The 17,053-nt window shown below is 67.7% G+C and carries 18 protein-coding genes; 8 read left to right on the top strand and 10 right to left on the bottom strand.

The window, feature by feature from the left end:
- Window positions 1–4 precede the first annotated feature (4 nt).
- Window positions 5–628: a hypothetical protein gene (locus ABZS37_RS12685; protein ID WP_355168347.1), complete on the bottom strand. Its 624-nt coding sequence runs from the start codon at window positions 626–628 to the stop codon at window positions 5–7.
- A 460-nt stretch (window positions 629–1,088) separates the two neighbouring features.
- Between ABZS37_RS12685 and ABZS37_RS12680 the strand changes: the two genes are divergently transcribed.
- Together ABZS37_RS12680 and ABZS37_RS12675 are read left to right on the top strand one after the other, a co-directional pair.
- A complete protein-coding gene (locus ABZS37_RS12680) occupies window positions 1,089–2,270 on the top strand; it encodes a Cmx/CmrA family chloramphenicol efflux MFS transporter (RefSeq protein WP_355168345.1) in 1,182 nt (393 codons plus the stop codon).
- A gap of 82 nt (window positions 2,271–2,352) precedes the next feature.
- Window positions 2,353–3,240: a fibronectin type III domain-containing protein gene (locus ABZS37_RS12675; protein WP_355168343.1), complete on the top strand. Its 888-nt coding sequence runs from the start codon at window positions 2,353–2,355 to the stop codon at window positions 3,238–3,240.
- A gap of 31 nt (window positions 3,241–3,271) precedes the next feature.
- Here ABZS37_RS12675 and ABZS37_RS12670 read toward each other — a convergent pair whose 3' ends face one another.
- The 5 genes from ABZS37_RS12670 to ABZS37_RS12650 form a co-directional block, all read right to left on the bottom strand.
- Entirely contained in the window at window positions 3,272–4,636 is a 1,365-nt protein-coding gene (locus tag ABZS37_RS12670) for an HNH endonuclease (RefSeq protein ID WP_355168341.1), read from the bottom strand.
- A gap of 177 nt (window positions 4,637–4,813) precedes the next feature.
- Entirely contained in the window at window positions 4,814–5,068 is a 255-nt protein-coding gene (locus ABZS37_RS12665; protein WP_355168339.1) for a hypothetical protein, read from the bottom strand.
- Entirely contained in the window at window positions 5,068–6,129 is a 1,062-nt protein-coding gene (locus ABZS37_RS12660) for an FAD-binding oxidoreductase (protein ID WP_355168337.1), read from the bottom strand. The genes ABZS37_RS12665 and ABZS37_RS12660 overlap by 1 nt, the downstream gene beginning before the upstream one ends.
- A complete protein-coding gene (locus ABZS37_RS12655) occupies window positions 6,126–6,416 on the bottom strand; it encodes a hypothetical protein (protein ID WP_355168335.1) in 291 nt (96 codons plus the stop codon). The genes ABZS37_RS12660 and ABZS37_RS12655 overlap by 4 nt, the downstream gene beginning before the upstream one ends.
- Window positions 6,413–6,640, bottom strand: a complete 228-nt coding sequence (locus ABZS37_RS12650; RefSeq protein ID WP_355168333.1) for a hypothetical protein — start codon at window positions 6,638–6,640, stop codon at window positions 6,413–6,415. Before ABZS37_RS12650 ends, ABZS37_RS12655 begins: the two co-directional genes overlap by 4 nt.
- 219 nt (window positions 6,641–6,859) lie before the next feature.
- Between ABZS37_RS12650 and ABZS37_RS12645 the strand changes: the two genes are divergently transcribed.
- The 5 genes from ABZS37_RS12645 to ABZS37_RS12625 all read left to right on the top strand — a co-directional run bounded on the left by ABZS37_RS12645 (window position 6,860) and on the right by ABZS37_RS12625 (window position 11,947).
- Window positions 6,860–7,378, top strand: a complete 519-nt coding sequence (locus ABZS37_RS12645) for a flavoprotein (RefSeq protein WP_355168331.1) — start codon at window positions 6,860–6,862, stop codon at window positions 7,376–7,378.
- A gap of 345 nt (window positions 7,379–7,723) precedes the next feature.
- Window positions 7,724–8,959: a helix-turn-helix transcriptional regulator gene (locus ABZS37_RS12640; protein WP_355168329.1), complete on the top strand. Its 1,236-nt coding sequence runs from the start codon at window positions 7,724–7,726 to the stop codon at window positions 8,957–8,959.
- A complete protein-coding gene (locus tag ABZS37_RS12635) occupies window positions 8,956–9,876 on the top strand; it encodes an aminoglycoside phosphotransferase family protein (protein ID WP_355168327.1) in 921 nt (306 codons plus the stop codon). The genes ABZS37_RS12640 and ABZS37_RS12635 overlap by 4 nt, the downstream gene beginning before the upstream one ends.
- 116 nt (window positions 9,877–9,992) lie before the next feature.
- The gene (locus ABZS37_RS12630) at window positions 9,993–11,390 is read left to right on the top strand and encodes a hypothetical protein (protein ID WP_355168325.1); all 1,398 of its coding nucleotides are present in this window, start codon (window positions 9,993–9,995) and stop codon (window positions 11,388–11,390) included.
- Complete coding sequence (locus ABZS37_RS12625; protein ID WP_355168323.1) at window positions 11,387–11,947, top strand: GNAT family N-acetyltransferase; 561 nt, start codon at window positions 11,387–11,389, stop codon at window positions 11,945–11,947. The genes ABZS37_RS12630 and ABZS37_RS12625 overlap by 4 nt, the downstream gene beginning before the upstream one ends.
- On the opposite strand, the gene ABZS37_RS12620 is transcribed toward ABZS37_RS12625, so the two are convergent.
- Entirely contained in the window at window positions 11,944–12,081 is a 138-nt protein-coding gene (locus tag ABZS37_RS12620; protein WP_355168321.1) for a hypothetical protein, read from the bottom strand. The genes ABZS37_RS12625 and ABZS37_RS12620 overlap by 4 nt on opposite strands.
- A gap of 225 nt (window positions 12,082–12,306) precedes the next feature.
- Between ABZS37_RS12620 and ABZS37_RS12615 the strand changes: the two genes are divergently transcribed.
- Window positions 12,307–12,393, top strand: a complete 87-nt coding sequence (locus ABZS37_RS12615) for a hypothetical protein (RefSeq protein ID WP_355168441.1) — start codon at window positions 12,307–12,309, stop codon at window positions 12,391–12,393.
- Window positions 12,394–13,117: 724 nt separating this feature from the next.
- On the opposite strand, the gene ABZS37_RS12610 is transcribed toward ABZS37_RS12615, so the two are convergent.
- The 3 genes from ABZS37_RS12610 to ABZS37_RS12600 are packed head-to-tail and all read right to left on the bottom strand — an operon-like array spanning window position 13,118 to window position 16,988.
- Window positions 13,118–15,109, bottom strand: coding sequence for a hypothetical protein (locus ABZS37_RS12610; protein WP_355168319.1), 1,992 nt, complete (start codon window positions 15,107–15,109; stop codon window positions 13,118–13,120).
- Window positions 15,109–16,263, bottom strand: a complete 1,155-nt coding sequence (locus ABZS37_RS12605) for a 5'-methylthioadenosine/S-adenosylhomocysteine nucleosidase (protein ID WP_355168317.1) — start codon at window positions 16,261–16,263, stop codon at window positions 15,109–15,111. Before ABZS37_RS12605 ends, ABZS37_RS12610 begins: the two co-directional genes overlap by 1 nt.
- Window positions 16,260–16,988, bottom strand: coding sequence for an NUDIX domain-containing protein (locus ABZS37_RS12600; RefSeq protein WP_355168315.1), 729 nt, complete (start codon window positions 16,986–16,988; stop codon window positions 16,260–16,262). Before ABZS37_RS12600 ends, ABZS37_RS12605 begins: the two co-directional genes overlap by 4 nt.
- Window positions 16,989–17,053: the final 65 nt, after the last annotated feature.

Here is a 17,053-nt window from a genome sequence, read left to right as displayed (position 1 = left end):
CGCCTCACCGGTCGTGGACGACCGCCATCTCCACCGCGTCCGGTTCCATCCCCCTGGCCTGAGCCTGCCCGGCTGCCCACCGTAGATACGCAAGCCACTCCTCGGTTGACCAGGCGTTTCGGCGGCTGACACCGGCCTCGGCCGGGAGGTGGCTGGCCACGACACGGTCGAGGATCAAGGGCTGCACACCGCCCACGCCTCGTCGGTAGCCGACGAAGTAGAGAACCTTCGTGAACAGGCCCGGCCCCAACCACGGCAGCCGCGCGTGGTTGGGGTCGGACAAGCGGCGGTACGCCGTGCGCAGCGCGTCCTCATCCGACGCCTCTTCCAGCGCGTACGCCAGACGCTTGCCCTCCGGATCGGCGGCGAGCGACCTGGTCGCGCGCCACGGGCCGTACCCGATGGGTCCGTAACCCCAGACCAGCACGGCGGTCAGCAGTTGCCGCGCGCTCGCGGAACCGGCCCGGTACGCGTCGGCGACCGCGAAGACGTCGCGCCGCCAGATTTCGCCGCTCGTCGGAAGGTTGTCGGGCCACGCGTCCGGTGGCAGCCCGGCCCGCCACCGGTCGATGTTCACGATGACCGGGGCCTGCTCCCCCGGTAACACCACACCCTCGGTCGCCTGCATGTCGTCTCCCTCGGATCGCGCCCTCTGTCCGGACGCTACGACCGAGGCACCCGTGCCCACCGCCCGCTGACGCCATATCGCGGTATCGATAGGAACGTGCCAACTCAGGAACGTCCGCCAGCTGCTCGACGCCGGCACACTCACCCTCGTCAACCCCGTTCGATACGACGGCAGTCTCACCGCAGCTCATGACTAGCTGTTGCGGGCCACGAGGTTGACGACACTCGCCCAGGCCGAATCCGGTTGCGTCATGACCGGTGGTTTTGAGTAGTGTTTGCGCCATGTCGAGCCCTGAGGCATCCACGGTGGGGGCTTTCGGTCACGCCGTCAGCCCCCTGAACCGCTGAGTTTTCAGCCCGCTTCCCAGCAGTTCTGCTGCCTGGGACATCTGCGCGCACCCTTGGGGCGCTGGCCGCGGTGACGAGACGTTTCCTCGTTCTCACTCACCTCGGAGTTTTGGATGCCTCTGCCGCTCTATCTGCTTGCCGTGGCGGTCTTCGCCATGGGTACGTCGGAGTTCATGCTCGCCGGCCTGGTGCCGGACATCGCCACAAGTCTCGATGTGTCGGTCGGGGCCGCCGGGCTTTTGACCTCGGCGTTCGCTGTCGGGATGGTCGTCGGCGCGCCGCTGATGGCGGCGCTTGCGCGTCGGTGGCCGGCCCGAACCAGCCTGCTGGGCTTCGTGCTGGTTTTCGCCGTGGCCCACGTCGTGGGCGCCCTCACGACGAGTTTCGCGGTTTTGCTTGCCACCCGGGTGATCGCAGCCCTGGCCAACGCGGGTTTCCTGGCTGTGGCTCTGAGCAGGGCGACCACGCTCGTCGGAACTGATCAGAAAGGGCGCGCGCTGGCGGTGCTGCTCTCGGGTACGACGGCGGCCACCATCGCCGGAGTGCCCTGCGGCGCGGTGCTCGGCACGGTGCTTGGCTGGCGGGCAACCTTCTGGGCGATCGCACTACTCTGCCTTCCCGCTGCCTACGGCGTCGTGAAGAGCATCCCGGCCCGTGCCGGAACGACCCATCAGGGCACTCCGGCTCGCTCGTCGCTTCGGACCGAAATCGCCCAGCTCTGCATGCCCAGGCTGGTCCTGGTCATGCTGCTCGGCGCCCTGGTCAACGCTGCCACCTTCGCCACGTTCACCTTCCTGGCGCCGATCGTGACTGACACCGCCGGCCTGGGCGAGCTGTGGGTCTCGGTCGTGCTGGTGCTCTTTGGTCTCGGGTCCTTTGCCGGCGTCACCCTCGCGGGACGGCTGTCCGATCAGCGTCCCGGCATCGTGATCGCAGTCGGTGGCCCGCTGCTACTGCTTGGCTGGGTGGCGTTGGCGACCCTGGCTGCCCAGCCGGTAGTGCTTCTGCTCCTCGTGTTCGTGCAGGGCATGCTTTCCTTCGCGTTGGGCAGCACCTTGATCGCCAGGGTGCTCTATGAGGCGGCGGGCGCCCCCACCATGGGAGGGTCGTATGCGACCGCAGCGCTCAACATAGGTGCTGCTGGCGGCCCCGCCGTCGCAGCAGCGACCCTCGGGGCCAATGCTGGTGACCTCGGCCCGGTGTGGGTGAGCGGCCTCCTCGTTGCGATCGCACTGCTCATCGCCCTGCCATTCCTGCGAGTCATCGCACCCCACGTCGGCCAGGCGGTCCGATGACCCACGCGAATGCTCGCGGAACCCGGCCCAGATATTGACACCCGCCTATCGTCGCCGACGAGTTCGCCCTAGCATTCGCACCATGCGTGCTCGCCGCGTCGCCGCCACCATCGCCCTCGCCGCGCTGGCGAGCCTGCTCACCGTCAACGCCGCCCGTGCCGATGACGGCCCGGCAATCAGCACCCCCGGCAGCCCGACGGTGGTGGCCAACCAACCACACCAACTCACTCTCAGTTGGGCACCCTCCACCTGGATCGGCGATCCGGCCGCGGAGCAGCCGATCAACTACGAGGTGCAGGTGCCGCTGGGCCCGAACACGTACCGCTGGCTCGGCACCACGCTCGACACCACGATCACGCTGACCGGCCTCGCACCCGGCACGACGTACCGGATAGCGGTTGCCGCCCGCGCGCTCGGCGGCTACTCCGACAGCTCGCCCGTCACCACCGTGCGCACCGCCAGCGGCCGCGCGACGGTCAGCTACCTCAATCTCGACTGGGCCCCGACGAACAACCAGATCCAGCACGTCCTCCGGGTCACCAACACCGGCACCGGATCGCTCGACCTGAGCACGATGCGGGTGCGCTACCACCTGCGCTTCGAGGGCGGCAACACCTCGCTGGTGCCGAACTGCGACTGGGCCGCGCTGGGCTGCGACCGGATCCGGCAAACCGTGCAGTTCTTCATCCCGCCGGGCGGGCCACCCGGGTTGACGACGCCAGCGCCGCCGGGCTACCCGATCCCGGGCACCGCGGCGCCCGGCTGGGTTGAGTTGACCTTTACTGACGGGGTGCTCGAACCTGGCGCGTCGACCGGGCCGATCCAGCTACGACATCACCGGCACAGTTGGAGCGACATCGACGAGCGCGACGACCCGAGCTGGCTCGCCGCCACCGGGCAGTGGACCGAGAACGGGCGGATCACGCTGGACGTCGGCGGGGTCCGCGAGTTCGGCGACACGAACACCTGACCCGCTACTTCGGGAGACCGTCGCACCGCCCTCAGGCGAGCAACCGCCTTATCGCTTCCTCGCGGTGCCGGGCCAACGCTTCCTTATCCGGTCGGTCGTGCAAAGGCGGGAGCGAGAGCCGCTGGCCGTCCAGCTCGGCGTAGTGGTCAAGCCCGCTCGCAACCCGGACCCGATAGGAGCCGTCAATCCAGAGATAGCCCCGATCAAAGAGATTGTGCAAGTCGGCGCGGAGCAGCAGACCGTTCGTGACTCGATTCGTGGCGGGTCCGTTGTATGGCGAAATGTGGGCCGCCTGTAGCACCGCCTCAACGTCGCAGCCGGTGATGGCGCAACACCCGTCGTATGCCGCAAGCAGCCGCTGCCGGAAGTCAGCCTGGCCCTGCCGGGCGGTGACTTCCGCAAGCCGGCGCCGTCGGCCCTCGGGCAGGCCCTCTGGCTCGGGGGCTCGACGGTCGGTCAGGATCTTTGCCAGGTTGTCGGACTCCCCCGGCTGCATCGCTCGCACCCGCTGCACCCCCACCTGCAGCACATCCGACGCGGCGACGACGGTCGCCAACAGAGATCGGGTCAATGGAACGTCCCACCGGATCTCCAACGTCCAGTAGACGCTGCCGTCGTCGACACGCTGGCACGGGTTCGACCAGGCGACGCCAGTGGCGACGACACGCTGGTGGGGTGCCGTGGCGTAGACCCATATCCGGTCGCCAGCCTTGATTTGGTGAAAGCAGGAGGAGAGGTGCCACTCCGCGACGTCGCCCTCGCGGATGCCACGGAAGGTCTCTATGACTCCCAAGTCATCCCCCCATGCCTCGCTCCGCTCGTTGGCCGGGTAAACCCACTCGGCGGGGCGGGAGGCGCGACTCAGCACGTGGTCGACCAGCGAATAACTATGACCGGCACCCTGCATCGTCCGTACGGCGAGCAGTGGCGCGACCAGGTCACGCACCGCAATGGCGAAGCGCTCGTCCGCGAGTGCGGCGATCAGCTCGTCGTGTCGGCCATTGACCCGAACCTGGTCCGGTCCCGGGTCCTCGTAGTCGCAATCCTCAAGCGTCAGCCCTGGGAACGCCTTTTCGAAGGCCCGACGCTTGGGCCAGTACCGATCCAGGACCGACTGCCGGACGATCACAAATCCCTCGGCCATCCCGTCCTCCGCCGGCCTGGTGGGCTCATGCAGGACGAAGGTCTCCATCCTCTTCATGGAGACCGCCGAGAGCCGACGCGGGTTCGATGTCGTGTTCGGTAGGCAGGAGAGCGTCCAGTACTCCCGTTCCATTGCGGACGCGTCGGGAACGGCCACCTTCAGGTAAGCACGGTTCGCAGCGACCACCGCGGCGTAGTACGGACCGGCCACCAAGCGTTCGAACTGGCTCTTGCCAGCGTGCTCTTCCGGCATGTCACCGACTCCTCGTCCGACCCGGGGCTGTCCCGCCGCCGGAGGTTACGCGCGGCCGGGGAAGCGTGATGCTAGTGAATCTTCGGATCACGCACTGCCCCGCCAACTCCGGCTCGTCAGGATCGGTCCGATCATCCGACTAGCGTTGGTCGGGATAGCCAGTTACCGATCGGGCATTCAGCACCCGAATCTCCCGGCCTGCCGGGTCTGCCAGGTGCGGAGGGCCTTCTTGATGCGGTGGTTCTCGGCTTGAACGAGGTCGAGTTGGCGGCCCTGTTCGTGCAGCTCGTGGGCGAGGCGGTGGAGCAGCTCATGGACGAAATCGGGCTGATAGCCGCGGCGGCCCAGCCGAGTACGAGGCAGGTCCAGCGCGGCGACCCGTTCGGGGGTCAGCGCGCCGGTCAGGGTGTGTCGACTGCGGTAGACAGCCATCAGCGGCTGAAGCCAATAGGCAGGTGGAGGCGCGCGGCGGGGATGCCGAGAGCGAGCAACCGTGGCCGCGCGTCGGCCAGCATCGCGGGTGGGCCGCAGAGGTAGATCTCCTGGCCGCGCTGGTGGTGGTCGAGGGCGATGGTCAGGGCATCGCCCTGTTCGGCTGGCTCGGCGCAGAGGTCGTCGGAGAACGCCGGCACCACGGTCAGCCAGTCATGGGCGCATTGCAGCTTGTCGAGGGTGATCGAGTCGTACAGGTCGATGAACGTGCGCGCGCCGACGACCAGCGTCACCCGCCGACCATCTGGTGCGGCGGCGACCTGTTCGACCAGGGCACGCAGCGGCGCCAGGCCGGTGCCACCAGCGACGAGCAGCAGATCACCGGTAGGCAGGCTCAGGCCGGTGTTGCCCGGTGGGCCGAGCCAGAGCAGCTCGCCGGGGCGTACCTCATGGACCAGGCGGTGGGAGACGGTGCCGGCGGGTACGGCGCGGACGTGCAGCTCGACGGTGCCGTCGGCGCGTGGGGCGTTGGCCGGGGATAGCCAACGCCAGTGCCCCGGCAGGCGGGGCGTGCAGACCGGGACCGCCTGGCCTGGCTGGAAGGGCAACCGCCGCCAGGGACGTACCGTCAGGATGGCGATGCCGGGCGACGGCCGTTCGTGGCTGATCACCTGGACGTGCCACCAGGCCGGGCCGTCGTCGACTTGGGCGACGGCGCGACGGATGGCGTGCGTGGCGCGGCACACGGCGCGCTCCCCGGCGAGGGTGAGCGACCGTGTCCACAGTGGGTTGGCGTGCCGGGCCACGGTGGCGAGCAGCGCGTCGCCGATGGTGGTGGCGTGCGGGAGTAGGTCAAAGTGACGGTACGCGCGGCCGAGCACCATGAGCAGCGCCGCCCGGCTCGCCGCGTCGTCACCGCCGACCATGAGGCGACCCAACGCGGTGAAGAACAGTGGCGCGTCGCGGTGTGGGAGCAGCCCGGGTCGACGGTCTTCGAGGGTGCACCAGAAGTCGCCGGCCGCCCGGTCGTCGACCGACGCCCATGCGGCAGCCAGGTTCACGCGGGCACCTCGAACGCCCGCCTCGCCCGGGCAATGTGGCCGTCCGGCAGCTCGGCCGCCCACAGCACCCCCACCAGGTAGTCGACGATCCTCCGGTGCTGCGCCTCCGACAACCCCAGGCCGCGCCAGCCGTCCGCCGCCGCCGGCTCGCCGTCGAGCGCGTTTGCCAGGCACGCGGTGAGGTGCGCGGAGAGCCGACCCAGGTCAACCCCGATGAGGTACGGCGACAGCTCCGCGTCCGCCACCACCAGCCGCAGCCAACGGGCGACCACCTCGCTCGACGTCATGCCGGTGCGCCCTGCGTGAGCTGCGCTTCGCTGAAGCCGGCGGCTTCGATGGTCGCCCGACCCCAGCGGGCGAGCCGGCACGGGTACGGGACGCGTTCACTGCGGCACAGCTCGCCCTGCGGCCAGCGTTCGGGAACGTGGATGGTGACCGCCCGCAGCGCGGTACACAGGTCCTCGTCGGTGACGGGCGTGAGGACCGGGAAGTCGTCGATCAGGGTGGGCATGCCGGCTCCGAGACGTTGACGGATGAAGTGGCGCCGGGGCGGGCGGGTGCGGAGCTGCGCCGTTCGGGTCGGCACAGCTCCGGAGCCAGCACCCGCCCCGGGCCATGCGTCGACCCTCGCGGTTGACCGGGTACGACGGCATGTCACGGTGATCGTCGGCAGCATGCGCGTTCCGTATGCGCTCGACTACAGGCCGCCCGAGTCGGGCAGACTGCGGGCATGACGGAACCTCCGGTCCTGTATCTGGTGGTCTGCGCCGCGGGTCCGGCGGAACACATTGACGAGCTGGTCGACCTGCTGATCGTCGACGGGTGGCGGGTGTGCCTGATCGTCAGCCCGACCGCCGCGCCGTGGCTCGACCGAGAGGCGTTGCAAGACAAGACCGGTTATCTGGTACGCGTGGAGTGGCGGATGCCCGGCGACCCGGAGCCGCACCCGCCAGCTGATGTGGTGCTGGCCGCGCCGGTCACGTTCAACACGATGGCGAAGTGGGCGCTGGGCATCAACGACACTCTGGCGCTCGGCATCCTCAACGAGTCGCTGGGCGCGGGCCTACCGATCGTTGCCTTTCCGCACGTCAAGGCGGAGCTGGCCGCACATCCGGCTTACGCCGGTCACCTGTCGGTCCTGCGCGCTGCCGGTGTTGTCGTCGCCGACGGAAAGGCGCTGGACTCGGCGCACGGGCCGGAGCGCTGGACCGTGGTCATCGAGGCGCTGCGGATGGTTCGCCCATCCTGAGCAACTGCCGTCTGTTCCCTTGTTTGGCGGTCCTTGAAGATATGCGTCGTGCGTATACCAGCTCTCCACGCGCCATGTTCAATGGATAGGCTCGATGAGGCGAGACGGACGGAGCCGCCGGTGACACACGCCAACTGCCCTCGGTGCGGCGGACGACTGGCCCGGGACAACGACAGCGGACGGTGTACGCCCTGCCAGGCCGCCGAACGGGATCGGCTGAGTACGCCGCCGGTGGTTCCGACGAGCTTTTGGGACCACGAGCCGGTCCGGCGAGCGTTGGCGGAGCGGCATCTGGGGCGGGTGATCAGGGCCTACCGATGCCACCCGTACCACGGACGGGTCGCGTTGCCGCAGACCGTGGTGGCGGGGTGGCTGGGGATCACGCAGGCGCAGCTCAGCCGGGTCGAGAACGGCCCGCCGCTGGTGCACCTGGACCGGCTTGCGCACTGGGCACAGGTGCTCCACATCCCCGAGGCATACCTCTGGTTCGCGCTCCCTGGTCGAAGCCATCGAGCGAGCGAAAGCGGTAGAGCCGCCAGCGCCTCAGCCGCGCCGCGAAGCGGTGCACCCGACGAGGGTAGGCGGGCGTTGTTAGCCGGCATCGCCGCTGTCGCTGCGGGAGCAGGACTGCTGGGAAGCACCGAGATTGTCCAGCCCCGACGTGTAGGCGCTGCGGATGTCACCCGACTGAACGCCGTACTGGAGCTTTACCGTTCCGTGGACTACGAATGTGGTGGCGGTCTGCTGTACCGGGAAATGGCCCGGTTCGCCGAGTCGGTGTATCGGATGCTCGACTGGTCGCACCCGACGGGGCTCACTCCGCGGCTCGTCGCGGCGGTGGCGGCAGCTCGACACCTGGCGGGGTGGACCGCTCTCGACGCAGGCCGCCACGACGACGCCCAGCGGCACTTCGTGGCTGGCGAGCGCGCCGCGTTGACCGCTGGGGACGTCCCGCTCGCTGCGATGATCCGGTACTCACAGGCCAAGCAGCTTCAACACCTGCGACACAACCGGGACGCCCTCGCAACCCTGCAACTCGCTCACGCGCAGCTCGGGTCGCACGCAACTCCAGCGGTCAAGGCCCTGCTCTGGGGCGCGGAGGCCGCCTCAACCGCCGCCCTCGGGGATCACCAGAGCGCTGTGACCACCCTCGGCAAGGCGAGCGACCAGTTTGAGCGCATCAACAGCGACCGCGAGCCGGACTGGATGAGCTTCTACGACCGTGGCGAGCTGTTCGCGCAGTACGGCCGCGTCTACCGGGACAGAGCACGCCGAGACAGCAGGCAGGCGTCCGAGGCGGTGCGCTGGGTCCAGGACGCCATCGCCGCTTTTGGGCCGGCGAACGTACGGAGCACCGTGCTGAACGAGGTCGGGTTGTGTAGCGCGCTGTTCCTCGCTGACGAGCCCGAGCAGGCGCTTGCAATTGGCACCCGAGTGCTGGAGAGGTCGCAGGCGATGAGCTCCAAGCGCGTGATCGATCGGGTCGTCAATCTGCGTCGCGACCTCGCCCAGCATCGGGAGCTACCCGAGGTGACCGAGTTCGATCGCGTCCTCGCTGCTCGGGCTGCGGTAGCAGCATGAGCGGGCGGTTCTCCGAGGCAACGATGACGGCAGCCATGCGAGACATCGCCGCCACCCTGGACGTTCCGGCCGACGATGCCCAGTTGCTGCGGTTGACCAACAACGCCGTCTTCGCGTTGCCAAGGGCTGGAATCGTAATCCGGATCGCGCGGACCCATCAGCTGCGGGACAGGGTGACGAAGGTGGTCCAGCTCGGGCGGTGGTTCGCCGAAATCGACGCGCCGACGATCCGTCTAGCGCGCGACGTCGAGCAGCCAATCGAAGTCGGGGAATTGGTCGCTTCGGTGTGGCAATTCGTCCCACCGCATCCACCGGCCCTGACCGTCGAAGACCTCGGCACGGTGCTACGGAAATTTCATGCTCTCGGCGTGCCCCCCTTTCCGCTGCCCATCTGGGACCCAGTTGGCGACGCACGGCGACGGCTGGCCGACGCCGACGGACTCAGCAAACCCGACCGGGATTTCCTGGCCGACTGGTGTTACCGCCTGGAGCCGGAAGTCGCGGCCCTCATCGAACGCGGGACGCGGACGCTGATCCACGGGGACGCCTACGCCGGCAACCTTCTCCGAGAGTCGTCGGGCCGGACGGTCATGTGTGACTTCGACGCCACGTGCGTCGGCCCGTGGCAGGTTGATCTGGCAGCGGTTGCGGTCGGCGAGGCGAGGTTCGGAGGAACAGGGGGGCACCGTTCGTTGGCCACCGCCTACGGCTTCGACGTCACCGCCGACCCATCATGGATAGTCCTGCGAGAGGCTCGGGAGTTGAAGATGATCGCAGCCGCCGTACCGCTTCTAGCTACGTCGCCGAGCGTCGTGGCCGAGTTCGCAAACCGCCTCCGTTCGGTAGGACAAAATGATTCGGCAGCCCGCTGGAGGCCCTTCGCCGATCTTGCCGTCCCGGCAAGGAACCGCCGGTGACCCACGCGAACTGTCCCCGGTGCGGCGGAAGGCTGGCCCGGGACAACGACAGCGGACGGTGTACGCCGTGCCAGGTCGCCGAGCGAGACCGGCTGAGCGCGCCGCCAGTGGTGCCGGTGAGCTTCTGGGACCACGAGCCGGTCCGGCGGGCGCTGGCAGAGCGGCATCTGGGGCGGGTGATCCGGGCGTACCGCTGCCATCCGTACCACGGGCGGGTCGCCCTGCCGCAGACCGTGGTGGCGGGGTGGCTGGGGATTACGCAGGCCCAGTTGAGTCGGGTGGAGAACGGCCCGCCGCTCGTGCACCTGGATCGGCTGGCGCACTGGGTACAGCTCCTCCGGGTGCCGGCGGGGAGCCTCTGGTTCCGCCTTCCTGATCAGCATTGCTGGAGGGATGCGAGCCTCACGGGAGGCGAAACAGATAGCGCCCCTGGCGCCGATCAGGTGGCCAAGCAAGGCGAGCGGGCTGCCATGGCGGTTAACGTGGAGCAGGCACCAAGCCAAGGGGGTGGCGCTACGGACCGCCGGCGCTTCAACGTACTGGCCGCGCTCGCGGGACTCGCGGCGGGCGGTCACACGTACTTGCTCGCGGGGCCTGCCGAGGTGCCCAGGAGCATCGGCCTGGAGCAGGTTCAACTAGCCAACTCCCTGGTTGACGATCTCCGGCGAGCAGACGCGGCAGCCGGCGCCGACATGCTCTGCGATGTCGCCATCCAAACGCACTCCAGGTTGTCGGCTTGGGCGGCGAGGGCGAGCTACAGCAGAGAGGTCGGTGACGCGCTCCAAAGCGCCCTGGCCGATCTCTCCATCGAGGCCGCCTGGCTCGCCATCGACGCCGGACGCCGGTCTGAGGCGAGGCCGTATCTGAATGAGGCGATTGCTCGTGCCCGAATCGCGGATGACCCACGTGTGGAAGTCCGCGCTCTCGCGCACCTGTCGCTACTGATCTACGAGAGTCAACCTGGCGAGTCGCTGCAATGCGCGGAAGCGGCCCTACGGATCTCCGCCGGCTGGGCCACCCCTCGACTCACCACGTTGCTGCACCTGCGGAGGGCACCTGCTTACGCCGTTCTCGGTGACACCAGTGGATTCAGTCGCGAGATGACCAAGGCCCGCCGGGAGTTGGACCGCGGCGTCCACGAGGATGACCAAAGTTTTGTTCACTTCGTGAACGAGCAGGAGCTGAACGGGATTGAGGGGCTCTCCTATCTGGCCCTCGGCAGAGCAGAGCGCGCTGTTCAGTCGTTGCGCGCGATCACCGCCAACCCGTCACCCAGCCATCGACGGAACGAGGTCTACTACACGGTGCGCCTCTCGGAGGCGGCGCACCGGCAGGGCGACGTCAACGAGGCTGCACGCATCGCTCTGGACGTCCTGCCTGCGGTGAACCAGATCAACTCGAAGAGGGTAAGTCAGCATCTTGCACAGGTGCGCCGGAGTTTGGCTGCGCCACAGCAGGCAACCATGACAACCCGCCAGTTCGTCGATGCCTACGACCAGGGGGTGAGTGTGTGATCGAGGGCTTGCAACTTCGCCACCACAGCGCTGACGAGGCTAAGGGGATCCTCGATCAGCTTGTGAACCTCTACCTGGAGGTCTACGCGGGCGGCGGCGAGTTCTACAGCGAGGACCGCTACCGGCGTCAGCTCGACCTGCATATGCAGCGGCTGGGGTGGGAGTTGGTCACCGCTACGGTCGACGGGGCCTTGGTGGGCTACATCTATGGATTCCCACTCCCAGCGCAGACGCGGTGGTGGGACGGGATCCACGAGCCCGTGCCGCCTGGGTTCACCGTGGAGAACGGCACGCGCACCTTCGCCCTCAGCGAGCTACTGGTTCACCCCGCCTGGCGACGTCAAAGCATTGCGGCAGCGCTGCATGACGAGCTAGTCGCTAGCCGGGCTGAGCCGCGAACCACGCTTTTAGTCCGTCCCGACAATGTTGCCGCTCAAGCGGCGTACCGCTCCTGGGGCTGGAGCAAGGTCACCAAGCTGCAGCCGATCTGGGAGAATGCGCCAGTCTTCGATGTCTTGCTGCGCACCGCAGAGACCCGTCCTCATCCGATTGACTAGCTGGCGGGCAGCCCCTGCCGCGGTACGCAGATCACCAGGTTTTTGAGATGGGCGAACTCGTGCGGCGCGAGATTCGCGACGGCCGCGAACTCCTCTACGCTGCCGAACCCGCGGCGCACCTGCCGCTCGGCCACCACCCGCTGCGCACGCTCAGGGTGAAAGTGAGCAAGAGCGGCGAGCTGAGCCGAGCGAGGAGTGCCATCACATGTCCAACCGACCCGCGGAGTATCTACGTGTCGTCAACGCCATAACAGAGCAGGCCGAGAGCAGAGAGCTGTCGCCAGGCGACAAGCTGCCCACGTACGCCCAGCTGGCCGCAGTACAAGGTCAGCGTCTCGACCGCGCAAGCGGCACTACGGATCCTTCGCGACCGAGGCCTCGTCGAGGGCCAACAAGGCAAGGGCACGTTCGTCGCCGACTCAGCTGGCAACTCCAGCATGGGGTGAGGGCACCAAGCCGTCGGTACAACCACAGACGCTGCTGTCCGCTACCTCGAACGGCCGCCGCCTGATCCACGTCGCGGGGGCAGACTTCACGCAACACGCAGGCTCCGCAGTCAGGAACTCCGGCACCGCACCACCGCCGCCCGATTAGCCAGGCAGGGTAGTCGAGTTCGCCGGGTCGCTCGGGGTGCAGACGTCTGGCCACGTCCACCATGTGGTCCAGGTCGTCGTACTCGGCAAGCTGCGTCCGCAGGAACACCCGGCGCACGTGGACGTCGAAGGCAATGTCACTGCCCGACAGTTCAGCGATGGGCACCCACAAGTCCCGGGCGAGGATCTCGACTGCCATAGCCGCCTTCTTCTGCCCAATGCCTGGGAAGATGTCCAGGCGCGTCGCGAGCTCCACAGCCTTTGGTGCGCCGGCCCAGATCGCGCCGGCTGGCCGCCGTACTGCTCAACGACCATTCGGGCCGCCCGCACCAGCCAGCGTGGCATTCTGTTCACAAAGCGGTGCAGCGCGGGTGTCTGTGCCATCGCCGCCCTCACCTGGCTGGGCTCGGCGGCAACCCGCGCCGGGCCGAGATGACCCAGGCGGAGCTTGAGCTCGTACGGCGCCCGCCAAGCACGCTCGGCGGGGATGCCCTGATCGACGACGATTGTGAAGGTGCACCATCCAAATAGGTCGACTCCTACCCAATCTTGGCAATAGTGTTGATACCACCCTGAACTAATCGAGTAGCCCGCTTATGGCGCTCGCAAGGTTGGCAAGCCTTTCGTCTGCGCGGTCGCGTCGGTGTTTGACCCATTCCTTGCCTTCGGCGGCGACGCCTTCGAGGACGTGCAGGGTGTGACTGAGCCCGGCAGCGTCTAGCGACAGCTCAGCGATCTTGGTTGGGTTCTCGTCGTGCTGGAGCGTCCCGTCGTCAGGATCGCTCACTTGGATTGAGATGGGTTCTCCGTTGAACAGAGTCAGCTCGAAGGTCTGCTGTCGGGTGGCGATGCCGTCGATCCGTACGGCGGCGACGGCGTCGAAGCGGTAGTTGAGCCGTTGGGTGGTGCGGCTTGCGGAGGTTTCGAAGTCGAGATCGATGTTGACCTGCCGGACGCCGTCGTCGGTGAGGAGAAACAGCAGCAGGCGATACCGGGAGTACCGCCATGGTCCTTGCGGGTAGCGGGCCTTTTTGCATGAGGATGCCGGCGCCTCGATGAAGGCGTGTGCGATCACCTGGCTCGGGCGGAGTCGGTATTGCTGCATGGCCTGGTCGACCAGGACTTTGCGGTCGCTTTCCAACCAGGTGGCCATCTCGGTGTCCGACGGCTTGTCGGACAGCTCGTGGCACCACTTGTGGTATGCCGCCCAGCGGGCCGTGTCCTTGTCTTTGCGTTCCGCATGGTCGTCGGCGACCGAGCGTCGCTCGGCGACGATCCGGAACGACGAGCGCACCGCCGGCACCGCCGACGCCACCGCGAGCAGGAACCAACCTGTGCCAGACAAGGGGGCGCTGGTCACGACGGCAGGAACGGCCCAGAGGCTCCCCGCGGCAAGGAGGGCCAGTCCCCCGACGTGGAGGGCCTTGGTCCTGGCAGGGTTACGCAGCTGCTGGCGGTACGCCGTCAGCGTGTCTCGTTCCCATTGCCCTCGGACATCTCCCACCAGGTATCGGACGAGCCAGGCGACCCGTTCGGCCTCGATGCGCTGTTCCCGGTAGAGCTCGACCACCTCGTCGCGGAGGTGCCGCCGGATCCCCGCCGTCTGGTCGAGCCAGTAGGCTCGGTCGGTTCCTTCGGGCACGTACCAGCGGAAGTAGCGGTCGAAGAGCCGGTCCACCTTGCGGGCGAAGCCTCCCGGTGGTGCATCTCGTCGCCGCTGCCGGGGTGGACGGATCTGGGCTTCCTTTGCGCGCAGCCGTGTCCCGCGGTAGTACCGGTCCGCCCCACCGACGCAAAACGCGGCCAGCCCGACCAGGGCGGCGAGTAGACCGAGGAACGGGTCGAGCGTGCCGCCGGCCGTCACCAGCACGATCATCTGCACCCCGGCGAGAGTGAACACGGCCGCGCCGGCGCCGGCGCGTAACCAGTCGCGCAGCGCAACAGCAGCGGGTTGCACCGGTAGGGTCCGAGGCTGCGCGGGTGTGGGGTGAAAGAACTTCCAGACGCGGTTGAATCGGTCCTCCGCTGTGCGCTGCGAGTCCGCCAGGGCGACGGACTTCCGCCACATCTCTTCTTGCATCGCGCCTTCGAGTAGCGCCTCGAGGTGGCCGTAGATCCCGTCGCGTTGACGCCGGTTCAGCGCGTCGATCTCTTTGACTACGAGATCCGTCTCGGCGGCGCCGACGGGGGCCAGGAGGCGGATGATTACCTTCAACCCCGCAGTCCACTCGTCATGGTCGTCGAGGTGGGGGAGGCTGGCGCAGATGGCGGTGAGGCGCTCCAGTTCCTCGGAGGCGAGTTGGCGCAGGGTACGTCCGCTCAATAGGGCAATGAGGCGGTAGAACTGGACCTGCGTGGTCACATACCCACCTGCGACCGCCTTTTCAATGAGCTCGCGCGCCTGATCACGAACTCGCGCGTCGAGATACTTCAGCGCGAACGCGAACTGCTCCTCCGGACTCGGATTTGGCGGCAGCCGGTAGAAGTTGATGTCACCGTGAACTACACCTGCCTGTACGTCGACGTGCGCATCTCCTTGGGCGACGTTGGTCGCGGTCGGGGTCGTCATCACATGCCCCGCACCACGGCGATGATCGCCGCAAGCCGCGCCGCAAGCTCAGACACGTCGGCTACCAGACCCCGCAACCGCTTGAGCGCGACCATCAGGCCACTCTTCTTCTCGGCTGTGCCCGCTGAGACGCATGCCGTCGCCGCCTCCAGTTCCGACTCGGCCGCGGCGTAGGTTTCTTCGTCCAACTGTCCGTCGAGGTGGGCCTGCTTGAGGTGGGTTCGCAGGTCTGCGATGCTCGCTGCCAGATCGATCGGCTGATCGGCGCCAGCGCCGACCGTGACGTTGCCGTAGATCTGTCCGGCCTGCACCCCGACGTGGGCGTTTCCGGTGGCGATGTTGCGGTTGGTCGTCGGCATCGTGGGGCTCCCGTCCCGGTCCGCGCCGCCTCGGCTGGACGGCCCGTCGATGATCAGTTCTCGCGCCAATGCGGTGGCGAACGCGGCGGCGTGGCGTGCGGCCTTCAGTTGCCAGTCCTGTCCGTCGGTGGCTGCCTTGCTGCCGTCGGCGTGGTCGCTGATGCCGCGCACGACCACCACGGGCAGGGCACGGTTGAGATGGCCCGCCTGGGCCACACCGGCCGCTTCCATTTCGATCGCTACGGCGTCGTTGTAGTGCTGGCGGATCCAGCGGGCCTGTTCGGAGATCCCCGAGTCCTGCACCACTTCCCCTGCGGCAATCGGCCCGAAGTGGACTTTGGGTGCTGCGCCTATGGGAAGTCCACGACGCCACACAGCTGACCTGTCGACGTGGTGGGCGATCTGGTCGGCCTCGTGGGGGATCTCCCACGCCTTCGGTCGGGCCTTCAAACCGTCGTCCTCGCTGGTGCCGCCGTGGTAGGCGTAGATCTTGCTGGCGACGACGACGTCACCGAGTCGGATGTTGGGCCAAAGGCCACCGGCGACTCCCACGAATAGCACAGCGGCCGGGGAGAACTCGGCCATCGCCCGCTCGGCGAGCACCGCAGCCGGATGATTGCCCTTGCCGACCAGCCCCAGGGCGACCCGGCAGTCGCTTTGGCCGATCCGGCCGACCTCGAAGCGGGTGCCGGCGGGGTGCCGCCGTACACGTAGGTCGGTCAGTTGGTCGCGGACCGCTGCGTACTCGAGGTCCAGAGCCGTGAGGATCACGACGAGACCGCTGTTCGTGCTCACGCTGTCTCCCTGTCTGCCTGGCTGATGGGTCGGATCATCGGAGGGTGAAGAATCGTGCGGGGCCCGGGACGGAATAGCCGAGCGGGGCGCCCACCATCGGTCTTGCGACTCGGGCCGGCGGGGACGATGAAGCCGTCCACGCTCTGCACTTTCCGGTAAAAGTTCCGCGCATCGAGCGGCACGCCCCACACCGCCTCGTAGACGTCCTGAAGCTCCGAGATCGTGAAGGTCGGACCACAAAAGGCGGTGGCGAGCGCCGAGCGCTCCAACTTCTCCCTCGCCCGGTCGACCCCATCGGTCAGGATCCGCTCATGATCGAAGGCGAGCTGCGAGTCAACGGACAGCGCCTGCGCCACCGAGGTCCAACACGCCCGGGACGCGTCGGTGCCGGCAACCGGCTCGGGTAGCCGAGGGGCAATGGCCAGGTAAGCCACGGAGACCACCCGCCCTCGGGGGTCACGATCCGGCGCACCGTAGATGCCAAGTTGTTCGAGGTGCAACTGATCCGGCCCCAAGCCAGCCTCCTCGGCAAGCTCCCGATGGGCAGCCGTCACCAGGTCTTCCTTCTCGTGGCCGAGGAAACCGCCAGGCAGAGCCAAGGCGCCCTGATAGGGCTCAATCCCGCGCTCGATCAACAGCACATGAAGGCAGGACTCCCGCAAGGTGAGGATGACGAGGTCAACCGTCAGTAGAACCGGCGGTGGCACCCAGCGATCGTCAGACATGGACCGACCATAGACTTACTGTCACTCTGACAGGAAGACCGCTGAGTGTCGGATTTCAGCGCTCG

It is taken from the genome of Micromonospora sp. NPDC005413, assembly GCF_040606435.1.
Taxonomy (GTDB): domain Bacteria; phylum Actinomycetota; class Actinomycetes; order Mycobacteriales; family Micromonosporaceae; genus Micromonospora.
The sequence above is the reverse complement of the archived record's forward strand: the minus strand, read 5'-3'. Positions and strand labels throughout refer to the sequence as shown.